17 protein-coding genes are annotated in these 21,877 nt (G+C 71.9%); 3 read left to right on the top strand and 14 right to left on the bottom strand.

Annotation, left to right across the window (positions count from 1 at the left end; genetic code table 11):
• Positions 1-14 precede the first annotated feature (14 nt).
• From C1A17_RS01210 to aspS, 8 genes are all read right to left on the bottom strand, one after another.
• Positions 15-911 carry a shikimate dehydrogenase family protein gene (locus C1A17_RS01210; protein ID WP_219618230.1) on the bottom strand — a complete coding sequence of 299 codons (897 nt, stop codon included), beginning with the start codon at positions 909-911 and terminating at the stop codon, positions 15-17.
• A complete protein-coding gene (gene mltG, locus C1A17_RS01205; protein WP_101649948.1) occupies positions 901-2,028 on the bottom strand; it encodes an endolytic transglycosylase MltG in 1,128 nt (375 codons plus the stop codon). Before mltG ends, C1A17_RS01210 begins: the two co-directional genes overlap by 11 nt.
• Positions 2,021-2,509 (bottom strand): Holliday junction resolvase RuvX, encoded by a 489-nt coding sequence (ruvX, locus tag C1A17_RS01200; protein WP_101651465.1) that lies wholly within the window; start codon positions 2,507-2,509, stop codon positions 2,021-2,023. The genes mltG and ruvX overlap by 8 nt, the downstream gene beginning before the upstream one ends.
• Positions 2,506-5,163: an alanine--tRNA ligase gene (alaS, locus tag C1A17_RS01195; RefSeq protein ID WP_101649946.1), complete on the bottom strand. Its 2,658-nt coding sequence runs from the start codon at positions 5,161-5,163 to the stop codon at positions 2,506-2,508. Before alaS ends, ruvX begins: the two co-directional genes overlap by 4 nt.
• Positions 5,164-5,320: 157 nt before the next feature.
• Complete coding sequence (gene rpsD / locus C1A17_RS01190) at positions 5,321-5,947, bottom strand: 30S ribosomal protein S4 (protein WP_101649944.1); 627 nt, start codon at positions 5,945-5,947, stop codon at positions 5,321-5,323.
• 203 nt (positions 5,948-6,150) lie between these two features.
• On the bottom strand, positions 6,151-7,566 hold the full coding sequence (locus C1A17_RS01185; protein ID WP_101649942.1) for a dihydrolipoyl dehydrogenase family protein: 1,416 nt from the start codon (positions 7,564-7,566) through the stop codon (positions 6,151-6,153).
• A 61-nt stretch (positions 7,567-7,627) separates the two neighbouring features.
• Positions 7,628-9,010: a replication-associated recombination protein A gene (locus tag C1A17_RS01180; RefSeq protein WP_101649940.1), complete on the bottom strand. Its 1,383-nt coding sequence runs from the start codon at positions 9,008-9,010 to the stop codon at positions 7,628-7,630.
• Positions 9,007-10,785 carry an aspartate--tRNA ligase gene (gene aspS, locus C1A17_RS01175; protein WP_101649938.1) on the bottom strand — a complete coding sequence of 593 codons (1,779 nt, stop codon included), beginning with the start codon at positions 10,783-10,785 and terminating at the stop codon, positions 9,007-9,009. Before aspS ends, C1A17_RS01180 begins: the two co-directional genes overlap by 4 nt.
• 149 nt (positions 10,786-10,934) lie before the next feature.
• Between aspS and C1A17_RS01170 the strand changes: the two genes are divergently transcribed.
• On the top strand, positions 10,935-11,402 hold the full coding sequence (locus tag C1A17_RS01170; protein WP_101649936.1) for a metalloregulator ArsR/SmtB family transcription factor: 468 nt from the start codon (positions 10,935-10,937) through the stop codon (positions 11,400-11,402).
• Here C1A17_RS01170 and hisS read toward each other — a convergent pair.
• Both hisS and C1A17_RS01160 read right to left on the bottom strand, forming a co-directional pair.
• Positions 11,386-12,735: a histidine--tRNA ligase gene (hisS, locus tag C1A17_RS01165; protein ID WP_101649934.1), complete on the bottom strand. Its 1,350-nt coding sequence runs from the start codon at positions 12,733-12,735 to the stop codon at positions 11,386-11,388. The genes C1A17_RS01170 and hisS overlap by 17 nt on opposite strands.
• Positions 12,736-12,751: 16 nt before the next feature.
• The gene (locus tag C1A17_RS01160) at positions 12,752-13,423 is read right to left on the bottom strand and encodes an MBL fold metallo-hydrolase (protein ID WP_101649932.1); all 672 of its coding nucleotides are present in this window, start codon (positions 13,421-13,423) and stop codon (positions 12,752-12,754) included.
• 113 nt (positions 13,424-13,536) lie between these two features.
• On the opposite strand from C1A17_RS01160, the gene C1A17_RS01155 reads away from it, so the two are divergent.
• On the top strand, positions 13,537-14,937 hold the full coding sequence (locus C1A17_RS01155) for a DUF349 domain-containing protein (RefSeq protein ID WP_101649930.1): 1,401 nt from the start codon (positions 13,537-13,539) through the stop codon (positions 14,935-14,937).
• A gap of 124 nt (positions 14,938-15,061) precedes the next feature.
• Positions 15,062-15,643, top strand: coding sequence for a hypothetical protein (locus tag C1A17_RS01150; protein WP_101649928.1), 582 nt, complete (start codon positions 15,062-15,064; stop codon positions 15,641-15,643).
• On the opposite strand, the gene C1A17_RS01145 is transcribed toward C1A17_RS01150, so the two are convergent.
• The 4 genes from C1A17_RS01145 to yajC all read right to left on the bottom strand — a co-directional run bounded on the left by C1A17_RS01145 (position 15,630) and on the right by yajC (position 21,742).
• The gene (locus C1A17_RS01145) at positions 15,630-17,879 is read right to left on the bottom strand and encodes a RelA/SpoT family protein (protein WP_101651463.1); all 2,250 of its coding nucleotides are present in this window, start codon (positions 17,877-17,879) and stop codon (positions 15,630-15,632) included. The two genes, C1A17_RS01150 and C1A17_RS01145, sit on opposite strands and share 14 nt — an antisense overlap.
• Positions 17,880-17,995: 116 nt before the next feature.
• Positions 17,996-19,051, bottom strand: coding sequence for a protein translocase subunit SecF (gene secF / locus C1A17_RS01140; protein WP_101651461.1), 1,056 nt, complete (start codon positions 19,049-19,051; stop codon positions 17,996-17,998).
• Positions 19,051-21,174: a protein translocase subunit SecD gene (gene secD / locus C1A17_RS01135; RefSeq protein ID WP_245873368.1), complete on the bottom strand. Its 2,124-nt coding sequence runs from the start codon at positions 21,172-21,174 to the stop codon at positions 19,051-19,053. The genes secF and secD overlap by 1 nt, the downstream gene beginning before the upstream one ends.
• A gap of 52 nt (positions 21,175-21,226) precedes the next feature.
• Entirely contained in the window at positions 21,227-21,742 is a 516-nt protein-coding gene (gene yajC, locus C1A17_RS01130; RefSeq protein ID WP_245873366.1) for a preprotein translocase subunit YajC, read from the bottom strand.
• Positions 21,743-21,877: the final 135 nt, after the last annotated feature.

Below are 21,877 nucleotides of genomic sequence, written 5' to 3'. Positions count from 1 at the left end.
GATCGGGTGGCGGTTCAGCGGGCGGCGGGCGCTTCCGGGAGCGCTGCGAGCATCGCATCGACGATCCGGCGGTGCCGGTCGCCGAGCTCGACGCCGACGGCGGCCGCGAACACGCGGAACTGCTCGGCGGCCTGGTGGACGAGCATCCGGGTTCCGGGGACCGCGGTTCCCCCGCGGGCCGCGAAGGCGGAGAGGAGGTCGGGTTCGGCACGGGCGTAGGCGACGTCGAGGAGCGCCGCGGGACGGTCGAAGCTCTCCGGCCAGGTCACGGGCACCCCTGCGAGCGCCCCGGCCGGCAGGGTCGAGACGGCGAGGTCGGTCGCGCCGGGCTCCCAGGCGTCGAGCGCGATGGTGCGCGCACCCATCCCGAGGGAGTCGGCGAGGGCGAGCACGTCGGCGGCGCGGGCGGCGCTGCGCACCGCGAAGGCGATGTCGGCGACGCCGAGCTCGGCGAGGGCGGCCGTCGCCGAGGCCGCGGTCGCCCCGCCGCCGAGCACCGCCGCGGTGCGGGTGCCGGGGGCGGCGGGGGCGACGCCCGCATCGGACAGCGCGCGCACGATCCCGGCCACATCGGTGTTGAGCACGCGGCGGGTCCCGTCGGCATGGCGCACGAGGGTGTTCCCGGCGCCGGTCCGCGCCGCCTCGGGGTCGATCTCCCAGTCATGCTCCGCGGCGAGCCGGAGCAGCGCGTGCTTGAGCGGCATGGTCAGGGAGAAGCCGACGTGCTCGGGATGCGCGGCGAGGAACGCGGGGAGCGCCTCCTCGGCGACCTCGAACCGTCCGTACTCGAAGCCTGCGAGCCCGAGCGCCGCGGAGGCGGCCCGGTGGAGGGTCGGCGACAGCGAATGGGCGATGGGCGAGCCGAGGACCGCGGCGCGCATCCGGATCGCGCTCCCGGGCTCAGCCGTCATCGCGTCCGCGGAGCCATTCGCGGTACTTCTCGACGTTGCGCTGGTGCTCGGAGTACGTCTCGGCGAACGCGGTCTCCCCCGTGTCCGGGTTCGTCGCGACGAAGTACTGCCAGTCGCCGTCGGCGGGGTTCTGCGCGGCATCGACCGCGCCCCGGCTCGGCGAGTTGATGGGTCCGGGAGGCAGACCGGGGTGCTTGTACGTGTTGTACGGGTCGTCGCTCGCGCGCTCCTCGGCGGTGGTGCTCGCATCGGGCCGGGAGCCGAAGATGTAGTGGACGGTGGCGTCGGACTGGAGCAGGCCGTTGGTCTGCGAGTGGTCGCTGATCCGGTTGAGGAACACGCGGGCCACCTGGCGGCGGACCTCCTCGTCGCCGGGCGCCTCGATCTCGACGAGGCTGGCGAGCGTGAAGACCTCGTTGACGTCCTCGAGCGGGATGCCGAGGTCGGTGATCTCGTCCTTCGTCCGGTCGACCATCTCCTGCACCATCTCCTCCGGCGTCATGCCGGGGCGGATCTCGTAGGTGGCCGGGTAGAGGTACCCCTCGAGGCTCGGGGCGTCGACCTCGAGGCCGTAGTCCGCGGGGATGCGGTCCTCGAGCGCGGCGACGACGGCGTCCTCGTCCATCCCCGACTCGATCATCCGCGTCTCGATCTCGGCGACGAGGAATCCCTCGGGCACCGCGATGGTCTGCAGGGCGGCGGGGTTGACGATCGCCTCGACCGCGGCCGCCGCGCTCATCTGCTTCCGCAGGGCGAGATCGCCGGCCGGAATCGTCACCTCGCGGCGCTCGATCTCGTCGAGGAACGGGCGGGAGGACTTGATGACGTCCTCCTGCACGAGCTGGTTCGCGACCTCGGTGGCCGAGGATCCCGGGAGCACCGAGATGACGACGGTCTCGCCGCCCTCGCCCTCGTAGTCCCCGGAGTCGCCGAACAGCTCGCTCATCACTCCCCCGGCGGTGCTCACCGCCGCGAACCCGCCGACGCCGAGCACGAGCACCGCGACGATCGCGAAGATCGTCGTGCGGCGCCTGCGCATCATCCGCCGGTGCGCCTTGGCCCGGCGCTCGGCGCGGCTCAGACCCTCGTCGCTCGTGATCTCGTGCACCTCAGACATGCGGATCCTCCGACTGGGAGCGCAGCACCGAACCTGCGGGCTCGCCGGTGCGCTTCTCGTGGTCTACTGCACTCTGCAGGATAACAACCGCGGCCACCGCGTCGACGATCTCGCGCCGCTTCCGCGCGCTGCGGCCCACCGCCTGGAGCACCGTGTGGGCCTCGGCGGTGCTGAAGCGCTCGTCGACGAGGCGGACCGGCAGGCCGGTGGCCGCGGCGATCTGCGCGGTGAAGTCGAGGGCGGTGCGGGCCGAGGCCCGCTCGGTCCCGTCGAGCGACCGCGGCAGCCCGACGACGAGCTCGAGCGGGTCGACCTCGGCGACGAGGGCGGCGATCCGCGCGAGCGCCGCCGGGTCCCCGTCGCGGCGGTAGACGGTGTCGAGCGGAGTGGCGAGGATGCCGTCGGGATCGCACTGGGCGATCCCGACGCGCACGCTGCCGACGTCGATCCCGAGCCGGCGTCCGCGGCGGAAGGCCATCAGGCGGTCTCGAGCGCCCGGGCCACCGCGTCGAGCGCGGCGTCGATGCGGCTCGGGTCGGAGCCGCCGCCCTGAGCGAGGTCGGGCTTGCCTCCGCCGCCGCCCCCGAGCTCGCCGCAGGCGACCTTGACGAGGTCGCCGGCCCGCAGCCCGGTGTCCCGGGCCGCCTCGGTGACGGCGATGACGACGCTCGGCTTGCCGGAGGCCACTCCCACCGCGGCGACGACCGCGGGCTCGGAGCCGAACCGGCTGCGGACGTCGAGCACGAAGGAGCGGACGTCCCCGGCCCCGGACACGTCGCCGAGCGCGGTGCCGGAGTAGGTCACCCCGCCGATCGGGCGGGCGGCGGCGCGCGCCCCCTGGGCGGCCCCGAGGACCTTCTCCTGGTTGAGGGCGGCGATCGTGCGCTCGGCCTCCTTGATCCGGGCGAGCAGCGACTCGACGCGCCCGGGGACGTCGGCCCCGGGGACCTTGAGGAGGTCCGACAGCGACTGGAGGATGGTGCGCTCCCGGGCGAGCTCGCGGAAGGCAGACAGGCCCACCGAGGCCTCGATGCGGCGGGTGCCGGAGCCGACAGAGGCCTCGGAGATCACCGAGATCGGGCCGATCTCCGTGGTCCGCGACACGTGGGTGCCGCCGCACAGCTCGCGCGAGAACGGGCCGCCGATGTCGACGACGCGCACGACGGACGGGTACTTCTCCCCGAACAGCGCGAGGGCGCCGGAGCGTTTCGCGTCCTCGAACGGCAGGTGCTCGTAGCTCACCTCGAGGTTGTCGCGCACCGCGATGTTCGCCGCGTCCTCGATCTCGGCCCGCGCGGCCTGGCTCGGCGCCTCCGGGAACGAGTAGTCGAAGCGCATGTAGCCGGGCTGGTTGAGCGAGCCGGCCTGCACCGCGTTGGAGCCGAGGATCTCGCGGAGCGCGGCGTGCACGAGGTGGGTGGCGGAGTGCGCCTGGGCGGCGGCGAAGCGATGCCCGCCGTCGACCTCGGCGCGGACGTCGCGCCCGACCGCGATCTCGCCCTCGAGCACCTCGACGCGGTGGGCGGGCAGGCCCTTGATCGGGTTCTGGACGTCGACGACGCGCGCGGTGAAGCCGTCGCCGCGGATGATGCCGACGTCGGCCTTCTGGCCACCGGACTCGGCATAGAACGGGCTGACGTCGAGCACGAGGTCGACGGTGTCGCCGACCCCGGCGGTGTCGACCGCGGTGCCGCCGGACACGAGCCCGCGGATCCGCGAGTCGGTGCTGAGGTTGTCGTAGCCGACGAACTCGGTCGGACCGGACTCGAGGAGCGCGGAGAATGCGGACAGGTCCGCCTGCAGGCCGCCCTTCTTCGCCTTCGCGTCGGCCTTCGCGCGGGTGCGCTGCTCGGCCATGAGGGCCGCGAAGCCCTCCGCATCGACCTCGACGCCCTGCTCGGCGGCCATCTCGAGCGTCATGTCGATGGGGAAGCCGTGCGTGTCGTGGAGGGCGAAGGCGACGTCGCCGCCGATCGTCCCGCCGGAGCCGACCTTCTCCACCGCGTTCGTCAGCAGCTGGGTGCCGGACTCGAGCGTGCGGCGGAAGGCGGTCTCCTCGGCGTAGGCGATGCGCGAGATCCGGTCGAAGTCGGTGTCGAGCTCCGGGTACGACTCGGCCATGACGTCCTTGGACACCGGGAGCAGGTGCGGCAGCACCGGCTCGCTCACGCCGAGCAGGTGCATCGCGCGCACCGCGCGGCGGAGCAGGCGGCGCAGGATGTATCCGCGCCCCTCGTTGCCGGGGCGCACCCCGTCGCCGATGATGACGAGGGCGGAGCGCACGTGGTCGGCGACGACGCGCATCCGGACGTCGTCGGCGTGGTCGGCGCCGTACTCCTTGCCGGCGAGGGCGCTCGCGGCGGCGATGACGGGGAAGACCTCGTCGATCTCGTACATGTTCTCGACGCCCTGCTTGAGGAAGGCGACGCGCTCGAGTCCCATGCCGGTGTCGATGTTCTTCGCCGGGAGGTCGCCGGCGATGTCGAAGTCGACCTTCGACCGGACGGCGGACAGCGCGAACTCCATGAACACGAGGTTCCAGATCTCGATGTAGCGGTCCTCGTCGGCGACCGGTCCGCCCTCGGCGCCGTAGGCCGGGCCGCGGTCGTAGTAGATCTCCGAGCAGTAGCCGCCCGGTCCCGGCTGCCCGGTGTGCCAGAAGTTGTCCTCGCTGCCGCGGGTCTGGATCCGCTCGGCGGGGATCGAGGTGTTCGCGAGCCACAGGTCGATGGTCTCCGCGTCGTCGCGGTGCACCGTCGCCCACAGGCGATCGGGGTCGAAGCCGAGGCCGCCGGCGTCCTCGGGTGCGGTGAGCAACTCCCACGCGAACCGGATGGCCCCCTCCTTGAAGTAGTCGCCGAAGGAGAAGTTGCCGTTCATCTGGAAGAACGTGCCGTGGCGGGTGGTCTGGCCGACCTCCTCGATGTCCTGGGTGCGCACGCACTTCTGCACGCTCGTCGCACGCTTCCACGGGGCGGGTTCGCGGCCGGTGAGGTAGGGGATGAACTGGACCATGCCCGCGATGTTGAACAGGATCGACGGGTCCGAGCTGATGACCGACGCCGAGGGCACCACCGCGTGGTCCTTGCCCTCGAAGTAGGCGAGCCAGCGCCGTCGGATCTCTGCTGTCTTCATTCCTGGCCTTTCGTCCCGCGGTGTCCGCAGGGGGTCGGGGCCCGCGCCGGGCGGGCGGTGCACATCCTGGGCAAGTCTAGTGGAAAGGACACCGCCTGAATGGCGACTGCCCGGCTCCCCGCAGGGGGCCGGGCAGTCGCCTGGGCGGTGTGCGCGATCAGCGCGAGTAGTGCTCGACCACGAGCTGCACGTCGCAGGTCACGGGGACCTCGTCGCGCTTGGGGCGACGGAGCAGGGTGGCCTGGAGCGACTCGAGATCGACCTTGAGGTAGCCCGGGACGGCCGGCAGGACATCGCGGTGGGCACCGGCGGCGGACACCTGGAAGGGATCCATCTGAGCGGACTTCTCGTGGACGTGGACCATCTGGCCCTCCTTGACGCGGAAAGACGGACGGTCGACGCGCTGGCCGTCGACGCAGATGTGACGGTGCACGACGAACTGGCGGGCCTGCGCGATGGTGCGCGCGAAGCCGGCGCGGAGCACGAGGGCGTCGAGGCGCATCTCGAGGAGCTCGACGATGTTCTCACCGGTCAGACCCGGGAGGCGCTTGGCCTCCTTGTAGGTCTTGAGCATCTGGGCCTCGCGGATGCCGTACTGGGCGCGCAGGCGCTGCTTCTCCTTGAGGCGGACCGAGTAGTCGCTGTCGTTCCGACGGCGGGCACGGCCGTGCTCGCCGGGCGGGTAGGGGCGGCGCTCGAAGTACTTCTCGGCCTTCGGGGTCAGGGGCAGGCCGAGGGCGCGCGACAGGCGGACCTGGCGGCGATCACGTGCGGGTGCGGACATGGATGGGTGACCTTTCGGTTCGCAGTGTGTGCTCCGGGCGGATCCGCCGCGGGTGCGGGCGGTGCTCGACCGGGTCCGGAACGGCTGTTTCCCGGGCTGGGAAAGAGGGCGACCGGAGCGAGCGCTCCGGTGCCGACCGCCTTCTGGGTGCAGGCACAGCAATCGACCATTCTAGTGCGGTGCCGGGGCGCCGTCCAATCCGGTCAGTCCGCGAGCGGCGCGAGCTCCCCGAGCACCTCGTTGAGCGCCTCGGTGCTCGACGGATGCGTCCAGATCCCGTCGCGCAGGGCGTCGACGGTGACCCCGGCCCGCATCGCGAGCGCGAGGAGGTTGATGACCTCCTGGGAGTCGACGCACCACACCGTCGCACCGAGCAGCTCGCGGGTGTCCGGGTCGTCGACGACCTTGATCATCCCGGTCGGGTTGCCGAGGATCTTGGGGCGCGGCATCGCCGCGATCGCGGCGACGGGCTTCGCAGCGACGAGGACGCGCCGGCCCTCCTCGCGCGCCTGCTGCTCGTTGATGCCGACCCGCGACAGCGGCGGGGTGAGGAACATCGTGTTCGGCACCGCGACCCGGTCGCTGCGGCGCCGTTCGCCGGACCCGCTGAGCTGATCGGCGACGATCCGGTTGTCGTCGAGGGAGACGTAGGTGAACTGCGGCCCGCCGTTGATGTCGCCGACGGCGAAGACATGGTCGGCCGACACGCTGCGCAGGGTGTCGTCGACGCGGATGAAGCCGCGGTCGTCGACCTCGATGCCGGCCCGGTCGAGTCCGAGGTCCGCGGTCGTGGCGCTGCGTCCCACGGCGAGCAGGACGGCGTCGGCGGCGACGGTCCCGCCGTCCTCGGTGCGCACGTCGACCCCGTCGGCGGTCTCCTCGATCGCGCTCACGCCCGACCCGAGGCGGAAGGTCACGCCGGCGGACCCGAGGTGCTCGGCGACGCCGGCCGCGACGTCCTCGTCCTCCCGGGGCAGGATCCTCTCCCCCGGGTCGACGACGGTGACCTCGGCGCCGAATCCGGCGAACATCCCGGCGAACTCGAGCCCGATGTACCCGCCGCCGACGATGACCAGCCGCTCGGGGAAGGGATCGGCGTGCTGGAGTGTCGTCGAGTCGTACACCCGGGCAGAGTCGGCGCCGGGGATCGGCGGGGAGGCCGGCACGGTGCCGGTGTTGACGACGATCGTCCCCGCGACGATGCGCATCCGGTCCTCCCCCTGCGTCACCTCGACGGTGTGCGGATCGACGAACGCGGCCGTCCCCATGACGATCACCGCGTCGGGGGCCTCCTCGACGAGTTCGCGGTTCCGCGCGTTGAGCTTCCCGATGAGCGCATCGCGGGCCTCGACGGAGGTGGTGAACCAGTCGGCGGGCGCGGCGTCCTCGGGCCTCATGGCCGCCTGGTGGATGAGCGTCTTCGTCGGAACGCAGGCGACGTTGATGCACGTGCCGCCGATCATCGACTCCGACTGCTCGACGAGCGCGACCCGGGTGCCGCTGCTCCCGAGGCTCCGGGCGAGGGTCTTGCCGCCCTTGCCCCAGCCGATGACGAGGACGTCGACCTCGAGGGTCCGGGAGTCGGTGGTGGGTGCGGAGGTCTGCTGTGCGGAATCCATGTCTCCACACCCTCACCGCGGCACGGGTGCGGCCAAACGCCGGGCACCGGTCCCGCGGGCGTCAGTCCTCGGGGCGGCCGAGGATCCGCCGCAGCGCGGTGAGCCGTTCGCCCATCCGCGACTCGGCGCCGTTCGTCGTCGGCTCGTAGTAGCGCGTTCCGGCGAGCGATTCCGGCAGGTACTCCTGCGGGGCGACGCCGTGCGGGTAGTCGTGGGCGTAGCGGTATCCCGCGCCGTGGCCGAGCGCCTCGGCCCCGGGGTAGTGCGCATCGCGCAGATGGAGGGGGACCTCGCCGGCCTTCCCGGCCCGGATGTCGGCGAGCGCCCGGTCGATCCCGAGGTAGGCGGCGTTCGACTTCGGCGCGCAGGCGAGATAGACGACGGCCTCCGCGAGCGGGATCCGCCCCTCGGGCATCCCGATCCGCTCGACGGCGGTCTGCGCGGCCACCGCGATCGGCAGCGCCTGCGGATCGGCCATGCCGATGTCCTCGGCGGCGGCGATCACCACCCGGCGGCTGATGAAGCGCGGGTCCTCCCCCGCGGCGATCATCCGGGCGAGGTAGTGGAGGGCGGCGTCGGGATCGGAGCCGCGGATCGACTTGATGAAGGCGGAGATCACGTCGTAGTGCTGGTCGCCGGCCCGGTCATAGCGGACGAGGGCGCGATCCGCGGCGTCGCCGACGTGATCGGCGGTGATGAGCGGGACGGACTCCTCGTCGTCCTCCCGAGCGGTGGCGCCGGCGATCGCGGCGGCGGCCTCGAGCACGGTGAGCGAGCGGCGGCCGTCGCCGGAGGCGAGCGCGATGATCGCCCGGCGCGCCGCGGGGTCGACCCGGTACGTGCCGGCGAGTCCGCGCTCGTGGTCGAGCGCCCGGTCGACGAGCACGCCGATCCCCTCGTCGGTGAGCGGGCGCAGGGTGAGGACGAGGGAGCGCGAGACGAGCGGGGCGATGACGGAGAACGACGGGTTCTCCGTCGTCGCGGCGATGAGGACGACGAGCCGGTTCTCCACCGCGGGGAGCAGCGCGTCCTGCTGGGCCTTGGAGAAGCGATGGATCTCGTCGAGGAAGAGGACCGTCGTGCGGCCGTGGAGGTCGCGGTCGTTCCGGGCCTGCTCGATGACGCGGCGCACGTCCTTGACCCCGGCGGTGATCGCCGAGAGCTCGACGAACCGCCGGTCCGAGGAGTGGGAGACGACGTGGGCGATCGTCGTCTTGCCGACCCCGGGAGGACCCCAGAGGAGCAGTGAGCTCGCCCCGGCCTTGTCGCCGGCGCGGGCGCCGACGAGCTGCCGGAGCGGCGAGCCGGGGAACGTCAGGTGGTCCTGCCCGACGATCTCCTCGATCGTGCGCGGCCGCATGCGCACCGCGAGCGGATCGAGGACCGACGAGGCGGGCGCCCCGGAGGAGTCCGGGACGCCCGCCTGGCTGAAGAGGTCGGTCATCCGTCCTCGGCCTCGGGGTCGAAGTCGACGCCCGCCTCTGCGCGCTGCTCGGGGGTGATCGGCGCCGGGGCGTCGGTGAGCGGGTCGTAGCCGCCCCCGGACTTGGGGAAGGCGATGACCTCGCGGATGGAGTCGGCCCCGGCGAGCAGGCTGACGATCCGGTCCCAGCCGAAGGCGATGCCGCCGTGGGGCGGGGCGCCGAAGCTGAACGCGTCGAGCAGGAAGCCGAACTTCTCTCGGGCCTCCTCCGCGCCGATGCCCATGACGTCGAAGACGCGCGCCTGCACGTCCGGGCGGTGGATGCGGATCGATCCGCCGCCGATCTCGTTGCCGTTGCACACGATGTCGTAGGCGTAGGCGAGGGCGGACCCGGGATCGGTGTCGAAGGTGTCCATGAACTCCAGCTTGGGCGCGGTGAACGCGTGGTGCACGGCGGTCCAGCTGCCGGAGCCCACCGCGACGTCGCCGGCCGCCTCTGCGTCGTCGGCGGACTCGAAGAGCGGTGCGTCGACGACCCACACGAACGACCAGGCGTCCGCGTCGATGAGGCCGGTGCGCGCTGCGATCTCGCGCCGCGCCGCGCCGAGCAGCGCGCGCGCCGCACCGGGGGTGTCGGCGGCGAAGAACACCGCGTCGCCGGGGTTCGCGCCGACGGCCGCGGCGAGCCCTGCCTTCTCCTCCTCGGAGATGTTCTTGGCGACCGGGCCGGTGAGCGTGCCGTCCTCCTGGATGAGCACGTAGGCGAGGCCCTTGGCCCCGCGCTGCTTGGCCCAGTCCTGCCAGCCGTCGAGCTGGCGGCGCGGCAGCGAGCCGCCGCCGGGGTACACCACGGCGCCGACGTAGGGGGCCTGGAACACGCGGAACGGGGTGTCGGCGAAGAACTCGGTGAGCTCGGTGAGCTCGAGTGCGAAGCGGAGGTCGGGCTTGTCGGTGCCGTAGCGCGCCATCGCCTCGTGGTAGGTGATCCGCGGGATCGGGGTGGTGATCTCGTGGCCGATGAGCTTCCACAGCGCGCCGAGGATCTCCTCGGCGAGCGCGATGACGTCGTCCTGCTCGACGAACGAGGCCTCGATGTCGAGCTGGGTGAACTCCGGCTGCCGGTCGGCCCGGAAGTCCTCATCGCGGTAGCACCGCGCGATCTGGTAGTAGCGCTCGAGGCCGGCGACCTGGAGGAGCTGCTTGAAGAGCTGCGGGGACTGCGGGAGGGCGTACCAGCTGCCCGGGCGCAGGCGGGCCGGCACGACGAAGTCGCGCGCGCCCTCCGGGGTGGAGCGGGTGAGCGTGGGCGTCTCGACCTCGAGGAAGCGGTGCTCGTCGAGCACCGCCCGGGCGGCGCGGTTGGCCGCGGAGCGGAGTCGGAGCGCGGCGGCGGGACCCGACCGGCGCAGGTCGAGGTAGCGGTACCGCAGGCGCGTCTCCTCCCCCACGTGTCCGGAGTCCTCGGCGTGGTCGGACACCTGGAACGGGAGCGCCGCAGCCGCGGCGAGCACCTCGACCTCGGTGTCGACGATCTCGATCTCACCGGTCGGCAGGTTGGGGTTGGCGTTGCCCTCCGGCCGTGCGGAGACCGTGCCGGTCGCCCTGATCACGGTCTCGTTGCGGAGCAGATCCGCGTCCTGTTCGCGCACGACCACCTGCACGATGCCCGAGGCGTCGCGCAGATCGATGAAGGCGACGCCTCCGTGATCCCGGCGCCGGTCGACCCAGCCGGTGAGGGTGACGGTGGAATCGACGTCCGAGGCACTCAGCGTGCCCGCCTCGTGGGTTCTCAGCACTGCGGTAGCTCCTTAGGATTGAATGGGTGTGCGCCAGAGACCCATGATAGACGCTGAGGCGTCCCGCCCGGACGACGCGGACGGGCCGACAGGAGGAGGACAGATGGCGATCGGGCACCGGGGCACCGGGTCGGAGCAGGCCCCGCACGATGCACCGGCGGGCACCGCCGGCGGGCACGAGCCGCCGACTCGCGCTGCACGAGGAACCACATGATGAGCAGGCGNAGCAGGCCCCGCGCGATGCACCGGGGGGCACCGCCGGCGGGCACGAGCCGCCGACGAGCGCGCAGATCGACGTCGCCGCCGAGACCTTCCGCATGCTGTCCTCCTCGACCCGCCTGCTCATCATGTGGTTCCTCGTGCAGCGCGAGTCGGACGTCACCGGGCTCGCCGACGCCTCCGGTGCGAGCGTCCAGGCGGTGTCGCAGCATCTCGCGAAGCTCCGGCTCGCGGGACTCGTGTCCTCGCGCCGCGAGGGCCGCCGGATCGTCTACGTCGTCGACGACCCGCACGTGGTGACGATGGTGAGCGAGATCTTCGACCACATCGCCCCGGACGGCTCGCTCGCGCCCGATCCGGAGCCGCGCCCGGCCGGTCCGCTCAGCGCCCGGCGGTGACGGTGCGCACGGTCGGCCAGAGGTCCTCGGCCGGCGGGGTCCACAGCGCCGGATCGGCGCTCACCTGCTCCCCCGAGCGGATGTCCTTGACCTCGTGCCCGGTCTCCCCGTCGAGGAACCACACGTAGGGGATCCCCCGGCGCTCGGCGAACCGGATCTGCTTGCCGAAGCGGCTCGCCGCAGGCGCCACGTCGACCGGGATGCCCCGGGACCGGAGCCGCGAGGCGATGTCGACGGCGGCCTCCCGGCCCTCCTCCTCGGTGACGGCGACGAGCACCGCGGTCGGCACGCCCCGGGTCGCCTCGACCATCCGGTCGCGCCCGACGAGTCGGGACATCAGGCGGGACACGCCGAGCGACATCCCGACGCCGGGGAAGGTCCGCTTCCCGTTCGTCGCGAGCGAGTCGTAGCGTCCGCCGGACGCCACGGAGCCGAGCGCCTCGTGGCCGATGAGCTGCGTCTCGTAGACCGAGCCGGTGTAGTAGTCGAGGCCGCGCACGATCTTGAGCTGGGCGACGACGGTACCGGGCTGTCGGCGGTGGGCGGCGTCGAGCAGCCGGGCGAGCGATTCGAGTCCCTCGTCGAGGAGCGGATCGCTCACGCCGAGCGCGGTGACCTCGTCGGCGAAGGCGCTCGTCGTGCTCTCGATCGCGGCGAACTCGAGGAGCCGGCGCTGCTGGCCCTCGTCCGCCCCGGCCTGCTCGGCGAGGAGCGCGGCCACCTTGGCCGGGCCGATCTTGTCGAGCTTGTCGATGCATCGGAGCACCGCGGTGATGTCGGTGAGCCCGATCCCGCGGATGAAGCCCTCGATGAGCTTGCGGTTGTTCGCGAGGATGCGCACGCCGGGCACGCCGAGCTCCGCGAGCTCCCCGAACGCCTGGGCCATGACGAGCGGCACCTCGACCTCGAAGTGCTCGGCGAGGGTGTCCTCGGCGACGATGTCGATGTCGGCCTGGAGGAACTCGCGGTAGCGCCCGTCCTGGGGGCGCTCCCCGCGCCACACCGGCTGGATCTGATAGCGCTTGAACGGGAACGGCAGATGGCCGGCGTTCTCCACGACGTACCGGGCGAAGGGCACGGTGAGGTCGAAGTGGAGCCCGAGCGGGGTCTTCGCATCGCCGGGCTCGGCGTGGAGGCGCGAGACGGCGAACACCTCCTTGTCGATCTCGCCGTCCTTGGCGAGCGCGGTGATCGGCTCGACCGCGCGGGTGTGGATCGCGGCGAAGCCGTTGAGCTCGAAGGTGTGCTTGAGCAGGTCGATGACGCGCTCCTCGACGATCCGGTCGGCGGGCAGCCATTCCGGGAATCCCGAGAGTCGTGCGGCCTGGGCCATGTGCGGGGGTCTCCTTCTACAGGTACGGATTGGTGCGCAGCTCGTGCGACAGCCGGGTCACGGGGCCGTGACCGGGCAGCACCGGGGTGTCGGGGAGTCCGGAGATGTGCGCCAGGGTGCGCTCCATCGCCTGCGGGTCGCCCCCGGCGAGGTCCGTCCGGCCGATCGATCCGGCGAACAGGACGTCCCCGGTGAACAGCACCTCGGCGGCGTCCCCCTCTCCCCCGGGGTCCGTGACCCGCCACAGGGTCGAGCCCTCGGTGTGGCCGGGGGCGGGGTCCGGGGTGATGGTGAGCCCGGCGCGGGTGAACGGCTCCGTGCCGGTCACGGTGCGCGCCTCGGGAGCGGTCCACCTGCCGACGAGCGGGGCGACGACGGCGGCGAGCTGCGCCGACACCGTCGAGGCGGGATCGACGAGCCGGTAGTGGTCCGGCTCCCCGATGAGGACCTCGATCCCGGGGAACGCCGCGAGCAGGCCGGGCAGCCCGAGGATGTGATCCGGATGGCCGTGGGTGAGGAGCACGGCGACCGGCGTCCACTCGAACTCCGCGAGCACGCGCGCCAGGTCGGGGGCGCAGTCGAACCCTGCATCGACGAGGATGCATTCGCGCGGACCGGCGTCGCCGTCAGCGGCCACGGCATAGCAGTTGACGTCGAGCAGCTCGGCGCTCACGGCGGTGATCTCCATGGATGCCAGTCTAACGCGCCCCTCCCCGGGCCCAGCGTGGATATGCTGGGGGTGTTCTGCCCATCGTCGAGTGATCACCCGTGATTCGACCGACGCGAAGACAAGGTACCGAGATGACCGACGGCTCCGCCCAGCACCCGCCCGCACCTGCACCCCGTCCCGGCCCGCGCCCGGCGCCGAGCCCGTCCGCCCTCGCCGGCCGCCGCCCGGCGGCCCCGCGGACCCCGGCGGCGGCAGCACCCCAGGCCGATCGGACGGCGGCCGTCGCCGCGGCGGTCGAGCACGGTCGCGTCGGCGGGGACACCACCGTCTACGTCCGCACCGCGGACGGCGAGCGGGCCGTCGGACAGTACCCCGACGCGAGCGAGGCGCAGGCGCTCGAGTACTACGCGCACAAGTACCTCGATCTCGTCGACGCCGCCGCGCTCCTCGAGGAGCGGCTCGCGGCGGGCGCCTCCGGGGATTCGATCCGCGCCTCGGCGAGGAATCAGCAGGCCGCCCTCGCCGAGGCCGCGGTGGTCGGCGACCTCGCCGCGCTCGCCGCTCGGCTCGAGGGGATCCAGGAGTCCGCCGCCCGCACCGCCGCCGCCCAGGCGAAGGAGCGGGAGTCCGCGCGCGCCGAGGGGCTGGCCCGCCGCACCGCGGTGGTCGAGGAGGCGGAGTCGATCGCGGGCACGGATCCGGCCCGCGTGCAGTGGAAGAGCTCCGGGGCCCGGATGGCCGCGCTCTTCGACGAGTGGAAGTCGATCCAGGCGAACTCCCCGCGGCTGCCGCGGGCGCAGGACCAGGAGCTGTGGGGTCGCTTCTCGAAGGCCCGCAACACCTTCGACCGGCATCGCCGCGAGTTCTTCTCCGATCTCGACAAGCGCAATGCGGAAGGCAAGCGGATCAAGGCGAAGCTCGTCGAGGAGGCCGAGGCGCTGTCGCACTCGACCGACTGGCGCGGCACCGCCCAGCAGTACCGCGCGCTCATGGACCGATGGAAGGCCGCTCCGCGCGCCGGCCGCAAGGACGACGACGCGCTGTGGGCCCGGTTCCGCGGGGCGCAGGACGTGTTCTTCGCCGCCCGGGAGAAGGAGAACGAGGCGATCGACGCCGCCTACGGCGAGAACCTCGTCGTCAAGGAGGAGCTCCTCGCCCGAGCGCGAGCGCTCCTGCCGATCACCGACCCGGCGGCCGCGAAGCGCGAGCTGCGCACCATCCAGGAGGCGTGGGAGGACGCGGGGAAGGTCCCGCGGGCCGACGTGTCGCGGATGGAGGGCGGCCTGCGCGAGGTCGAGCGGGCCCTCGCCGCCGCCGAGGACGCCGAGTGGAAGCGCACCGATCCGGAGACCCGGAACCGCACCTCGGGCATGCTCGCCCAGCTCGAGGCCGCGATCGCCGGTCTCGAGGACGACCTCGCCCGGGCCGAGGCGAGCGGCGACGAGAAGCGCATCGCCGAGGCCCGCACCGCGCTCGAGGCCCGGCGCGCCTGGTACGACCAGGTGTCGCGGACCGCGGAGCAGCTCGGCTGACACCCGGCGCGCACGGCTCCTGACGCCCGCTCCGTCCACACCCGGACGGAGCGGGCGTCGCCGTGTCGTCCACAGCGCGCGGCCGACCGTTGCCCCGGGCCGGCCGCCCGATGAGGATGGCGGAATGGACGATCTGCTCCGGGTCGGCGAGCCCCTCGACTACGCCGAGCTCATGGACCTCACCCTCGACGGCCTCGTGTTCCGCCTCACCGACGCCTGCTGGGTGCCGGTCGGGACCCGGGTCGACGCAGAGCTCCGCGCGCGGGCGCTCGACCGGCCCGGTCCGCGCGGCCTCGTGCTGTCCCACCACTCGGCCCACTGGGTCTGGTGGGGCGTGGGCACCGGCCCGACGACGCTCGAGTACACGACCCGCAGCCGTCGCCGGGTGCGGCGCGCGGACGACCCGTGGATCACCTATGAGCGGTGGGTGACCGGCGATGATCTCGCCCGCGTCGCGGGCATCCCGGTGACCGCGCCGAACCGGACGCTCTACGACCTCGTGCTCCTCGCCCGGGAGGACGCGCAGGACGAGGACGCGGCGGTCGCCCGGCTGCGCCGCACCGCGGCGCAGGTGTCCGCGGCGGAGCGCCGGGACTTCCTCGCCTACCTCGGGCTGCAGTACCGCAGACCGCACCTGCGGGCGGTGCGGCGGATCGCCGCCCGCGCGTTCGGACCGCCGGGCGGCGCGGGTCTCAGCCGCCGGTGATGCGGTAGACGTCGAACACCCCGTCGACGCGCCGGGCGGCGGCGAGCACGGTGTCGAGGTGGTTCGCGTCGCCCATCTCGAACACGAACCGCGACTGCGCGACGCGGGCCTTCGAGGTGGCGACCGAGGCGGAGAGGATGTTGACGTGGTTGTCGGTGAGGACCTTGGTGATGTCGGACAGCAGGCCGGCCCGGTCGAGCGCCTCGACCTGGATCTGCACGAGGTACACCCCCGAGGAGTGCCCGGACCATTCGACCTCGACGATCCGGTCCGGCTCGCGGGTGAGGCTCGCGACGTTCGAGCAGTCCGCCCGGTGCACCGACACCCCGGCCCCCCGGGTGACGAAGCCGACGATGTCGTCGCCGGGCACGGGGGTGCAGCAGCGGGCGAGCTTGACGAGGATGTCGTCGGCGCCCTTGACGAGCACGCCCGTCGTCGAGGAGTGGTGGCCGCTCGACCGGCCCCGGGGATTCGTCGGCGCGCGGTACTCCTCGGTCTCCTCGCCCGCGACCTCCTTGGCGAGCAGGTCGACGACGTGTGCGGCTGACATCGTGCCGTTGCCGATCGCGGCATAGAGCCCGGCCACGTCGCCGAGCCGCTGCTCGTTGGCGACGACGACGAGCGCTTCCTGGCTCATGAGCTTCTCCGCGCTCAGCCGGTGCCGGCGCATCGCACGGGCGAGCTGGTCGCGGCCGGACTCGATGGCCTCTTCGCGGCGCTCCTTGGAGAACCACTGCCGGATCTTGTTCCGGGCGCGCGGGCTCTTGACGAAGGCGAGCCAGTCGCGGCTCGGCCCGGCGTTCTCGTCCTTCGAGGTGAAGACCTCGACGACGTCGCCGTTGGACAGTGCGGTGTCGAGCGCGATGAGCCGTCCGTTGACGCGCGCTCCCATCGTCTTGTGGCCGACCTCGGTATGGACCGCGTAGGCGAAGTCGACCGGCGTCGACTCCGCCGGGAGCGACACGATGTCCCCCTTGGGAGTGAAGACGTAGACCTCCTTCGAATTCACCTCGAAGCGGAGGTTGTCGAGGAACTCGTCGGGATCGCTCGTCTCGCGCTGCCAGTCGAGGAGCTGGCGCAGCCACGCGACCTGGTCGACCTCGCCGGAGTCGCCGACCTTCGCGGTGCGGTCCACGGAGCCGGTGAGCGTCACGGGGTCGACGCGCCGGCGGTCCTTGTACTTCCAGTGGGCGGCGACGCCGAACTCGGCGCGCCGGTCCATCTCGCGGGTCCGGATCTGGATCTCCACCGGCTTGCCGTAGGGTCCGATCACCGTGGTGTGGAGGCTCTGGTACATGTTGAACTTCGGCATCGCGATGTAGTCCTTGAAGCGCCCGGCCACCGGGGACCACCGCGCATGGACGAGGCCGAGCACGGTGTAGCACTCGCGCACCGTCTCGACGAGCACCCGGACGCCCACGAGATCGTAGATCTCGGCGAAGTCGTGGCCGCGGACCACCATCTTCTGATAGATCGAGTAGTAGTGCTTGGGCCGGCCGGAGATCGTGAAGTCGATGTGCGACTCGCGCAGCTCGGACCCGAGCTCGCGGGAGACGATGCCGAGGTACTTCTCGCGCTCGGGGGCCCGCTCGGCGACGAGCCGGACGATCTCGGAGTACACCTTGGGGTAGAGCACCTGGAACGACAGGTCCTCGAGCTCCCACTTGATGGTGTTCATGCCGAGCCGGTGGGCGAGCGGGGCGAAGATCTCGAGGGTCTCGGTCGCCTTCTTCCGGCTCGACGCCGCCGGCACGTGCTTCCACGTGCGGGCGTTGTGGAGGCGGTCGGCGAGCTTGATGACGAGGACCCGGATGTCGCGCGACATCGCGACGATCATCTTGCGCACGGTCTCCGACTGCGCGGCCTGTCCGTACTCGATCTTGTCGAGCTTGGTCACCCCGTCGACCATGACCGCGATCTCGTCGCCGAAGTCGGCGCGCAGCTGCTCGAGCCCGTAGTCGGTGTCCTCGACGGTGTCGTGGAGGAGGGCGGCCGCGAGCGTGGTCGGGGTCAGGCCGATCTCCGCGAGGATCGTCGCGACGGCCACGGGGTGGGTGATGTACGGGACGCCGCTCTTGCGCATCTGGCCCTCGTGGGCCTTCTCCGCCACCCGGTAGGCGCGCAGCACGATGTCGACGTCGGCCTTGGGGTGGTTGTGCGCGACGGCCTGGAGCAGGGGTGCGAGCGCCTTGGGATGCTGCGGGGTCTGCTGACTCCGGGCGGTCCACCAGGCCAGGCGCGAGAATCCGCGCGATCGTCGCGCCGATCCGGCGGAGTCATCGATCGACTGTGCCACCGCAGCCCCTCTCCTCGTGCCCGCTGCTCACCCCATGGTACTGGTACTCCGGGGGCTCAGGACCCAGCGGTCGCCGCGCGCTCCGACCTGGCCTCGTCGAGGTCCTCGAAGAGCACCGGGGCGCGGTCGGGCAGACCGAGGCGCTCGCGGGTCTCCTCGACGAGCTCCTCCTGCTCGCGGACCGCCTCCTCGCGGCTGCGGAGCCACGCGTAGAACGGGGAGGCGACGAACAGGGTCGACAGCGCGGCGACGATCGTGCCGACGAACAGCGAGAGCGAGATGTCGGTGAGGGTTCCCGCGCCGAGCAGCGCGACGCCGATGAAGAGGATCGCGCCGATCGGCAGGACGGAGATCACCGAGGTGTTGATCGATCGCACGGTCGTCTGGTTGATGCCGAGGTTGACGAGCTCGGAGAACTTCATGCGCCGGTTCGACTCGAAGTCCTCGGTGTTCTCCCGGATCTTGTCGAACACCACCACGGTGTCGTAGAGCGCGAAGCTCAGCACGGTGAGGAATCCGATCATCGCCTCGGGGGTGACCTCGAAGCCGAGCGTCGCATAGATCCCCATGGTGACGATCATCACGACGAAGAGGCCGACGATCGCCGCGAGCGACATCTTCCACGTGCGGAAGTACAGGGCCATGACGACCATCGCGATGGCGACGAAGATCACGAGCGCGCGGAGCATCTTCTCGGTGACGTCCTGGCCCCACGTGGGGCCCACGAACGTCGAGGTGACGTCCTCGTTGTCCACGCCGTAGGCGGACACGAGCGCTTCGCGCACCTCCTGCATCTCCGCGTCGGAGAGCTGGTTCGTCGTGATCCGCAGAGCGGTGTCGGAGGTCGGGACGACGTTCGGCTCCGCGCCGGGCACGACCGCGGTGATCGCCTCGGTGCCGACGCTCTCGTCCGTCTCGCTCGTGTTGGCCACGTGGAACTCCGAGCCGCCGGTGAAGGCGATGCCGAAGTTGAAGCCGCCCACCAGCGGCACGATCATCGAGGCGATGACGAGGGCGCCGGCGATCGTCAGCCAGAGCTTCGTCCGCCCGACGAACGGGATCGAGGTGCGACCGCTGTGAAGGTCGTTGCCCCAGGCGAAGAACTTCTTCATCATCGGTTCCCTTCTCCGTCCGGATCGGCATCCCCGGCGCCCTGCCGGCGGGCGCGTGCCTTGCGCTCGGCGAGCGAGAGCCCCGTGTCCTCGGCGCTGGCCGAGGTCTCGTCAACGGCTGCGTCGGTCGACTCCGGCGCGTCGGAGTCGAGCAGCGCGGTGCCGCCCGAGCGTCCGGCCAGGGTCCTCCCCGACTTGCGCTCGGCGAGGCTGCGGCCGGCGGTGCCGGCGCGCTTCCTCTCGGCGGCCGCCTGGCGACGCTCGGCCTCGCGGCCGGAGCCGCGCTTCGTCGACTTCGCCCGTGCCTTCTCGAGGTCGAGCCCCATCGCGCCGCGGTAGGCGGCCTGGGACACGCCGAGCTGGCGGGGGTCCATGCCGGACATCCGGTGCCCCTCTCCGAAGAACCGGGTGCGGGCGAGCACCTGGAGCATCGGGTGGGTGAAGAGGACGACGACGAGGATGTCGACGATGACGGTGAGGCCGAGGGTGAAGGCGAAGCCGCGGACGTTGCCGACGGCGAGGATGTAGAGGATGACCGCGGCGAGCATATTCACGGCCTTCGAGGCGTAGATCGTGCGCTTCGCGCGGTCCCAGCCGATCTCCACCGCCGACAGCAGCCGACGGCCGGAGCGGATCTCGTCGCGCACGCGCTCGAAGTACACGATGAAGGAGTCCGCCGTCATGCCGATGCCGACGATGATGCCGGCGACGCCTGCGAGCGACAGCCGGTACCCGTAGCGCCACGACACGAGGAGGAGCAGGAGGTACGTCAGCACTCCCGCCACGACGAGGCTGGAGACGGTGACGAGGCCGAGTGCGCGGTACTGGAACAGCGAGTACACGACGACGAGGAGCAGACCGATGACGCCGGCGAGCACGCCCTTGGCGAGGTAATCGGCGCCGAGCGTCGGCGAGATCTGCTGCTCGCTCTGCACCTGGAAGCTGATCGGCAGCGCGCCGTTCTTGAGCTGGTTGGCGAGCGTCTCCGCCTCCTCCTGGGAGAAGGTGCCGGTGATCTGCGCCCGGCCGTCGAGGACCGGGGTGCGGGATTCGGGTGCCGACAGCACGAGGCCGTCGAGGACGATCGCGAACTGGTTGTACGGCGGCTGCTGGCCGGTGATCGCTCCGGTGATCTGGCCGAACACCTCGGTGCCGTAGTCGTCGAACTCGAGGGTGACAGCGAGGTTGTTCGTCTGCGTGCCGGCCGAGGAGACCTCGTAGCCGAAGCTCGCATCGGTGACGTGGGAGCCATCGAGCTCGACGGGGCCGAGGACGAACTTCGCCGAGCCGTCCTGGGCGCAGGACACGATCGGCTCGTCGGCGGCGCCGCTGTCGCCGCCGGTGCGGTTGGCGGGATCGGTGCAGTCGAGCTCGGCGAACCGGGCGAGGATCTCCTCGTTCATCCACGTCGTGTCCGTGAGCGGATCGAAGCGCGGGAAGGTCTCGGCGGCACCCTCTGCGGGAGCCTCCTCCGCCGGTGCATCCTCGGCGGGGGCGTCCTCGTTCGAGCCGGCGGGGCCGGGCACCGCTCCCCCGGCGTGGGCGGGTTCGTCGGCGACTCCGCGGTCCTCGGCGGTCGCGGGGGCCGGGCCGGTCACCTCGCCGCCGCCGGCGGGCTGGTCCTCGGGCGCGGCGTCCCCTCCGCCGCCGAGCAGCTCGTCGAGGCGCTGCTGCTCCTCGTCGGTGAGCTCGGGACCGGCCGGGTCCTCCTCCTCGGCGGGGGCCTCCTCGGTCTGCGGTTCGGGGGCCGCGACGACGGCGACGCGGCGGAAGGCGAGCTGCGCGGAGGAGCGCACGAGATCGCGGGTCTCCTCGTCCGGGTTGCCCGGGAGGTTGACGACGATGTTGCGGTCGCCCTGGGTGGTGATCTCGGCCTCGGAGACGCCGGTCGCGTCGACGCGCTGGCGGATGATCGAGACCGCCTGCTCGAGCTGCTCGGTCGTCACGTCCGCGTCCTCGACCTGGGGCTCGAGGATGATCGAGGTGCCGCCCTCGAGGTCGAGTGCGAGGTTGGGATTCCACGAGGCGTTCGACCAGATCGAACCGCCGACGATGAGCGCGATGAGACCTGCTGTGAGGATTCCCAGCCAGGTGAAGCGCAGTCCCGGACGGGGCTTATTCACAGGTGCGGACACAGATCGGCTTTCCGTTCGTCAGTGGTGGGGCCTTGCGTGATCAGCGGCGGGACTCGCCCGGGGTGTCGTCGGGGTCGACGTCGTCCGCAGTCGAACCCGCTCCGGCGGCCTGCTCCCGGCGGCGCGCCTCGTTGATCGCGTCGAGCTCGGCGTCGGTGATGCGACGGCGCTCGGCCTCCTCGGCGGTCTCCTCGACCGCAGCGTCGGAGCTCGCAGGCTCCGTGGTGTCGACCACCGGATCACTCGCAGCACCCGGTTCACCGGGCTCGGCGTCGACGGCCGGGGGCGCGTCGGCGGCCTCGACGGGGGTCTGGATCTGACCGATCGCCTGCCGGTGGACGCGGATCACGGTTCCGGGCCCGCTCTCGAGAGTGACCTCCATCTTCTCGCTGTCGACGGCGACGACGGTGCCGAAGACGCCGAAGGTCGTCATCACCTCGACGCCGGGGACGAGGTTGTCGGAGATCTGCTGCATCCGGGCCTGCTGCTTCTTGCGCGAGTTGAACATGAAGAAGATCAGCAGCGCGCCGAGCGCGACGAGAAGGAGGATGTCCACGGAGAGGACCAGCCTTTCGCTGAGGGTGTGTGGGCTCGCACGCGATCCGCGCGAGAGCCCGCAGTGTGCGGACCAGTGCTCCAGTGTACTGGGGCGGCTGTCTCAGTCCCAATCGCCGGGCCGCCGGACGGGGCG

It is taken from the genome of Brevibacterium ihuae, from assembly GCF_900184225.1.
Classification (GTDB): domain Bacteria; phylum Actinomycetota; class Actinomycetes; order Actinomycetales; family Brevibacteriaceae; genus Brevibacterium; species Brevibacterium ihuae.
This window is presented reverse-complemented; position numbering and strand designations above follow the sequence as displayed.